The sequence below is a fragment of the Allobosea massiliensis genome, assembly GCF_042655245.1.
In the GTDB taxonomy this organism is placed as follows: domain Bacteria; phylum Pseudomonadota; class Alphaproteobacteria; order Rhizobiales; family Beijerinckiaceae; genus Allobosea; species Allobosea massiliensis.
Genome location: NZ_JBHSLU010000108.1, coordinates 1 through 6,415, shown reverse-complemented (window position 1 = coordinate 6,415; position 6,415 = coordinate 1). Strand labels below are relative to the sequence as shown.

Sequence of the window (6,415 nt, the reverse complement as noted above, 5' to 3'; positions counted from 1 at the left end):
CCAGGCTGGCTGGCCGAAATCGCTGCTTCATCATGCTGATTCCTTCTGGAAACCAGCGTCAGAACAGCCCCAACGTGCAGCGAAACTGAGTCAGACCCAAATTTCAACACCAACGCCTCCGGCGCCGGCCAGGGCAGGGCAAACCCTGTCGCAGCAAGCGACCAGGCTTCGAGATAGGCCAGATCCGAGGCCAGCGCGCGCAGCGAGTTTTCGCCCATGCCCTCGCGGGCCAGGTGCCGCAGCGTCGCGACATCGTCGTCGGTCAGGATTTGCGCCAGCTGATCGCGGCGCTCCAGCGGCAAGATGCCGGAAAGCGCGTCGAGCTGCAGCGCGCGCCGCGTTTCTGTCTCGGCCGAGAGCAGGGAGGTCGAGGTCACGGGCGCTCCTGCTGCGGCTTGCGAGGGCCGATCTCGTCGACCGGAGGCCCGGCTGACGTCGCCGGCGGGCTTTTGGACCGCCAGAATCGTCGATTTGCAAGGCTATGTCCATCACTATCGATAAGAGGTAATTATCGATAGTGATGGATACGTACTAAATGATGTCGATGTGAAACAAGTTTATGGCTATTTAAATTGGCTGTGATAGTTCTCTGGATGTGAAATCAATTAGGTACGGACTCCCGCACACCCAGCGCCAAGCCCTGGTTTGCGACTGCGCCGCAGCCGCGGAGGCCGCGGCGGTCGCGCTCGCTCGCTTCGACGAGCGCTTGCTCCGCGCCGAGGCCGTCCTGGGGGAAGGAGCACGCCAGCGCGGCCACGCCTTCGAAGCCCAGGCCCTGATTGGGCTCACCGGCGGGCTGTGCCCGCTCGAAGATCTCGTCCTGCACGACGCCGGCATGGATGTGCGCAGCCCGACGCGCGAGCTCGCGCGGGCCGCCGCCATGCTCGACGAACGACGGCGCCTGGCGCGGCGCGAGCCGGCCGAGATTTTGAGCGAGAGCGCCCTGCGACTGCGGCTCGGGATCGAGGGGCCACCGGAACCAGGTCGGCCTGGCAGGGCGACGACCCCGTCGGGGACCGTGAAACAGCTCGCAGCGCCCTGGGACCGGACCGATCGTGAAGACGACGAGGAGGACCAGGCCGACGAGGATACCCTCGACCTTGAGGAAGAGGAGGAGGACGATCACGCCGATCCGGCCTTCGCCGAAATCGACGCATTGTTGGTCCGGACGCGAAAAAAGCTCGATGCCTGGAACGATCTGTCCTCCGAGGAGGGTCGCAAAAACCTGACCTTGCGCGATCCCGGCTATGACGCCGCCGGGCGGTTCGCGCGCTGGCTCGCCATTCTGGAGGAGGGGAGGGGGCTGCCGGCCGCGCTTGCCGCCGCGCTCGCGCTCGATGCCTGGCTCTGGCTCGAGCCGTCGGACCGCGCGGGCGAACTCGGCTTCGCGTTCGCGGCGACCGTGTTGCGCCAGCGGGGTTTATGTTCGGCGCATTTGCCGGCGCTTGGGCTGGGGCTCAGGCGGGGACGGTTTCGGTGGAGCCCGCATTTGGCGCTCAACTCCCGGATCGCGGGGCTGCTCGGCGCGTTTGGTGAGGCGGCGGCGTTCGGGCAGGGCGATCTCGATCGGCTCTCGCTGGCGCGGAGCGTGATGCTGCGGAGGTGTGAGGGCCGGCGGGGGAATTCGAAATTGGCGGAGTTGGTTGACGTGTTCGTCGCGTCTCCGCTGGTTACCGTGCAACTCGCGGCGGCCCGGCTAAAAGTGACGCCGCAGGCGGTCGAGGCGATGCTGAAGGAGCTCGGCGGCAGCCTGCCGCGCGAACTCACCGGCCGGAAGCGCTACCGGGCCTGGGGGATCATGTGATCCGTCGCGCTAAATTCTCTCGCTCAATCGAACGGCGGAGTAGCCGTTCCCAGCAGAGAAGCACAGGCGCTGATGCCAAGTGTAGAGCGCCATTCGGTCGGGTACCTAACGTCCCAACAAGCCGCGACTGCACGGCAGGATGAGCAATCGCGATTTCGGAGATCAAGCGCTTGCTGACATTCCATTGTTGAACGGCGCGCGCACAAACTGCGAGTTGTTGTCGTACTGGCGACGCACGACCTCGGTCCCCACGCCGAAATGGCGGGCGATCGCGTTCATCGGCTTGTCTTCCTTGTGCACCATCGAAATTATAGCTTCGGAAGGAGCGAGGAGCTCCGCGGCGAAGGCGCGACCCAGGGCTTGGCGCTCCGTGTAAAGCTCCGTGACGCACGATTTGCGGCTTCCATACGCGATGTAATCCCCAATTGCCCGGGCCATCACGAATGTCGATCCCACAGGGCCTCTGTCCGAAGTCAGTAGTATCGGCTCGCCATTATTAAGGCCCTGAAAAGCGAGAAGTGATCCAGGCGGATCCGAACTAAGCGATATTCCCTCATCCGCGCCCATCTGCTTGGCCAATCCATTCAGGCCGCCAAACGCTGTATCGCAAGCCAACCCAATCTTCTTCCGAACGGCTTTCGCAAGCGAAATCCCAATCTTGTACGGGCGGTTTGCCTCCATGTTGGCTAACAACAGGCATTCCTTGCGCAATTCGGGAAGCCGCGGAAGTCGGTTTCCCTGCCCCGCGGCTTCCATCTCGCGCGCAACCCATTCCCGACCAGCATTCAAATCCTCCCCCAACACGGCAGAGGCGAAATCGAGCCGAACATCCTCGTCATCGATGTACTCGACGAGCTCGCGCACAGAGACAGCGGCTTGTTCCGACAAGGCAGTGGGGATCAACCCAAGAGCTCCAGCGGTCCGAGCGAACTGATACTCGTTCGGGTAAGATCGCGTCTCTTCGATTTGGCTCACATTGGACTCAAGTGGGCGATCGTAGCGCCCCCGTGAACGCAGCATTAAGACCACTGGCTTCGCCAGCGAGTCTAGCAGGAGATTCTCAAAATCGGTGGTCGAGAAAATGGCTGCGACCGCTGGCGCCATATCGGGTTCAGAGCGGCTCAGCAGCACCTCGACATTACGACCAGTCGACTTAAATGAGCAGGCAGCCAGCTTTCCTCGCGTGCTTCTGAACACCCCGACGTGATATGGGGCATCGGCGCGATAGATGACGCGCCACCAATTATGAGTGAGGTGTCCGACCTCTTTGACAATGTCGACATCGTACGTCCCCTCAAATGAACTTCCGTCTCGAATTCGGGCATTCAAGGTGAATGAACCTTGGATAAAATCTCGGTCCAGGACAGCAGGTGTGTCAGGGGACGCAGACACCCCGAGTTCAAAAGCGCGGCCGTCCGTTCCTTCGCCATCCACTCTTGGAGAAGGCACAGGTTGAGGCACCAGCCGGAATTGCTGGAGCTTTTCCAGCCCAAGCGTCGTGAGGCGCGGGATGGCAACCCGCCCTGACGTTTCGATCTCCACAAGTCCCGCAGAAGCGAGCGCACTTAGGGAACGGCTCACGTTGGGCTGTGCTTTGCCCGCAAGCTCTGCGAGCTGCCCGATCGAGCCCGGCTCCTCTTGGGCAATTAGGGTCAAGAGTTCGCGGTGCGAAGGCACAGATATGGCTTTTAGCCAATCCAGATTGTCTTCGGTCCGCTCCGCCTTCGCGGAGAGCTTTGCGAGGATGCGATCCCGCAGTGCATTTCCGGAAATGACGTTACTCATGGGTTTTCCTCTACAAAATCAAACGCTTCACCCTTTGACTCACAATAAGTAGCAGCTCGCTCGAAGCCGTCTTGAATCAGGGTTGAGGCGCTGATGAAGTCATATCTAATCCGACGATTGACCATGCCAGGAGGGTGCTCATGGTCGAATGGGGCGTCCGGTGGCGCGTCGTCATAAGCATGCGAGTTGTCGAAACCGAGTAGCCGATTCCCTTTCTGATCTTGCAAAATAAGCGCATACGAAAGGCCATGAGGACGCTGCGGCGTGACGATTGTCCATTCTGCGCGTATCACGAGCTGCCATCCGTTTGTCAGGGCAAACACGCCCGCCTGGTCGATCAGGCCCTCTAGCTCTCTCTCATTAAACATATATCGACCTGTGATATAAATCAATGAACGCGGCTGGAGTTCCAGTCACAGTGATCTTTATTGGCAATTGGCAACGGATTCGCGCTTGGAAATCAACGCGGACGCTATTTTCAAAAGTTGGACGCGCCTCGCTCGCCGATGTCGTTGAAGCGCTGGATCGGATCGCGGGGTAGATCGCCACGAACCGCAGCCATGCGAGTTGGTCGGTCATGCTAGCCAACATAACCTGCTCGACTGTCGTCTTCCTGATGGAGCGTCTGCAACGCTACCTTGTTGGCGGTGGCGGAAAACCGTTGGAGAAAAGTCTCGCGACTGGCATTTAGGAGAGCGGCGTCCGATAGTCCTTCTGCTTCAAGGAACAAGCGAAGCACCTGACGAACCGTGGCGTCGTCGCGTGGATGGTGCCGGTGGCTCAGGAACTCGCGCGCTGCAACCGATTGGGTTTCCTCCGCGAGCTGGTGCGGGGCAAAAACGGGATCGCGCCGCTCGGCGCTCCGGGCGATCAGGATCGTTCGAATGCACCAAAGAGCCCGTTTCGTCAGGAGCAAAGCGTTAAGTTCGTCCCCATAGAGGACGAGATACCAACCGAAGTCTGCCGCCCGGCCGATCTCGTCGGCATAGCTCGCCCTGAGCTGAAATGCATCTCGGAGCTTCTCGAGATAGCCGTCAGGATCGATCAGCGCCCTCGCTTCGCGGACAAGATGGCAAACAAAGAGATCGCCGCTATGCGCGTCCTGCGCCAGTTGGCGCCAAGGATAGACGAATAGCGACAGGTGACCGACCGAGACGTGACGGGTGTCGTCGTCGAGATCGATTATCAGCAGATCGGTGTCGGAGCCTTCCGACTGATCGCCGCGGGCAAGACTTCCAAACAGAATGGTGGCCGCTATTGCCATGGTCGATGCACGCGCCAGAGTCGGGGACAGCAGGTGCGAGTTGTCGGGAGCGTCACTATCATCGGACCGATTGTGAAGCGCGCGCGAGCCCCTCGATCGACATCTGGCGCGAGGAGGCACGCGCCTGGGTGACCTCGTCGCGATTGTGAAGAACAATCTGCTGCTTCTCGGGCTTGAGCACGCCCGGCTCGACGTCGAGATTGTATTCGCTCATCAGGTAGAAGCTGAGGCTCAAGCGGCACGGCCGTATGAGCCGGCCATCCGTCATGGCGTGCTCGGCGGCGACGGCTGCCTGCCGCTCAGGCGGCAAGCCCGGATTCGGCCGAATGACAAGATTGATTTTATGGACCCATTCGAAATCGAGTGCGACGTCAACCGTAGCAGGCCGGTGGGCGAGGACCGCAATTACCCTGTTGAGATTGTAGTCTCGAAAATCATTGTGGTCGCGTGACCATGACCGCACGTACCAGCGGCCGGCACTGTGGGCGAGGGCATGGGGTGCGATCGTCCGGGACGGCTGAACCGAGCCGGTCAGCGACGCGTACTCAATGTCGATTTCTTGCCGTTTGCGGATTGCGTCCAGCACGCGCAGCAAGACCGTCGGATCGGTCGCTCTGCGGCCTAGGGTGATGACTTCGATCGGCGGAATGGCGTCGAACCAGGTGTCGCCGGGCCGCATCCAGTGATTTTCGATAGCGACTAGCTGGAGAAGGTAGCGCTCAATCGTCTCGCCTATGAATGCCGGCGCGAAACCTTCGGCACGGATATAAGCCTTCTCGGCGCGGTCGTAATGGAGATTTTTGGGGGCGATCTTCTCATACTGCCCGATATCCGCCGACGCCTGTTGTGCCGAGATGCCGAACGTGACCGACAGGTCGCTGCGATTGAATCGGCCGTCCCAGAAAAGTCTGAAGTCGATAAATTCGAGCCGTCGGCGGACCCCCCAGCGCAGCCGCTCGCTTCCCTCCTCCATATGTTGTCCTCCAAGAAACGCGATTCTCATCAGAACATCGCGTCTAGTTACTTGACGTGATGGCACGCCGTCCCCAAATCATATGGACGGACGTAGGGAGCAAGGCAACCGCGGCGTCAAGGAGCGAGATGGTCTGCATGGAAGCGTCCGAAGAAGATCAACAGCTTAGGAGGCCGTTCCGTGTGCTCAGCCTCGATGGCGGCGGTATGCGCGGCATCTATACGGCGGCCTTCCTCGGCCGCCTGACCGATCAGTTCGCCCGGATCAGAGGCGAATCGGCGCTCGATCTTGGTCGAGGATTTGATCTCATCACCGGAACCAGCACCGGCGCGATCGTGGGCTGCGCGCTTGCCGTCGGGCGGCCAATGACCGAGATCGTCGGGCTTTATCGGGAGCACGGCCCGAAAATTTTCCCGCATCGGATTGCCGGTAAGCGCAGCGCGATCTACCGCGCTACGCAAGGTAGTCGTTTTGTCCGCGAGGGCGACAAGGTCGTGTCCCTGCTGGTGGTGTAGCTTCGCAGAGCCACCGCGTGCCGGCTTTGGTCGGGCTGGTCAGGCGGCCACGGCTGGCAGGCTGACGATGGGAT

The 6,415-nt window shown here is 60.9% G+C and carries 6 protein-coding genes and 1 pseudogene; 2 read left to right on the top strand and 5 right to left on the bottom strand.

The annotated features are described in order from the left end of the window. Positions 1-377, bottom strand: a pseudogene (locus ACFPN9_RS26105) (hypothetical protein); the annotation flags it as partial. Positions 378-595: 218 nt separating this feature from the next. Between ACFPN9_RS26105 and ACFPN9_RS26100 the strand changes: the two are divergent. Beyond that, on the top strand, positions 596-1,804 hold the full coding sequence (locus ACFPN9_RS26100; protein ID WP_067254584.1) for an RHE_PE00001 family protein: 1,209 nt from the start codon (positions 596-598) through the stop codon (positions 1,802-1,804). Positions 1,805-1,966: 162 nt separating this feature from the next. On the opposite strand, the gene ACFPN9_RS26095 is transcribed toward ACFPN9_RS26100, so the two are convergent. The 4 genes from ACFPN9_RS26095 to ACFPN9_RS26080 form a co-directional block, all read right to left on the bottom strand. Further along, a complete protein-coding gene (locus tag ACFPN9_RS26095) occupies positions 1,967-3,589 on the bottom strand; it encodes an HVO_A0114 family putative DNA-binding protein (RefSeq protein WP_082732797.1) in 1,623 nt (540 codons plus the stop codon). Further along, positions 3,586-3,981, bottom strand: coding sequence for a toxin-antitoxin system TumE family protein (locus ACFPN9_RS26090; RefSeq protein ID WP_156450790.1), 396 nt, complete (start codon positions 3,979-3,981; stop codon positions 3,586-3,588). Before ACFPN9_RS26090 ends, ACFPN9_RS26095 begins: the two co-directional genes overlap by 4 nt. A gap of 188 nt (positions 3,982-4,169) precedes the next feature. Beyond that, positions 4,170-4,853, bottom strand: coding sequence for a nucleotidyltransferase domain-containing protein (locus ACFPN9_RS26085; RefSeq protein WP_067254029.1), 684 nt, complete (start codon positions 4,851-4,853; stop codon positions 4,170-4,172). Between the two features lie 58 nt (positions 4,854-4,911). Continuing rightward, complete coding sequence (locus ACFPN9_RS26080; protein ID WP_377817887.1) at positions 4,912-5,826, bottom strand: BrxR family helix-turn-helix transcriptional regulator; 915 nt, start codon at positions 5,824-5,826, stop codon at positions 4,912-4,914. Between the two features lie 137 nt (positions 5,827-5,963). Here ACFPN9_RS26080 and ACFPN9_RS26075 point away from each other — a divergent pair, with 137 nt between their 5' ends. Continuing rightward, positions 5,964-6,341, top strand: a complete 378-nt coding sequence (locus ACFPN9_RS26075) for a patatin-like phospholipase family protein (RefSeq protein WP_377817886.1) — start codon at positions 5,964-5,966, stop codon at positions 6,339-6,341. Positions 6,342-6,415 lie beyond the last annotated feature (74 nt).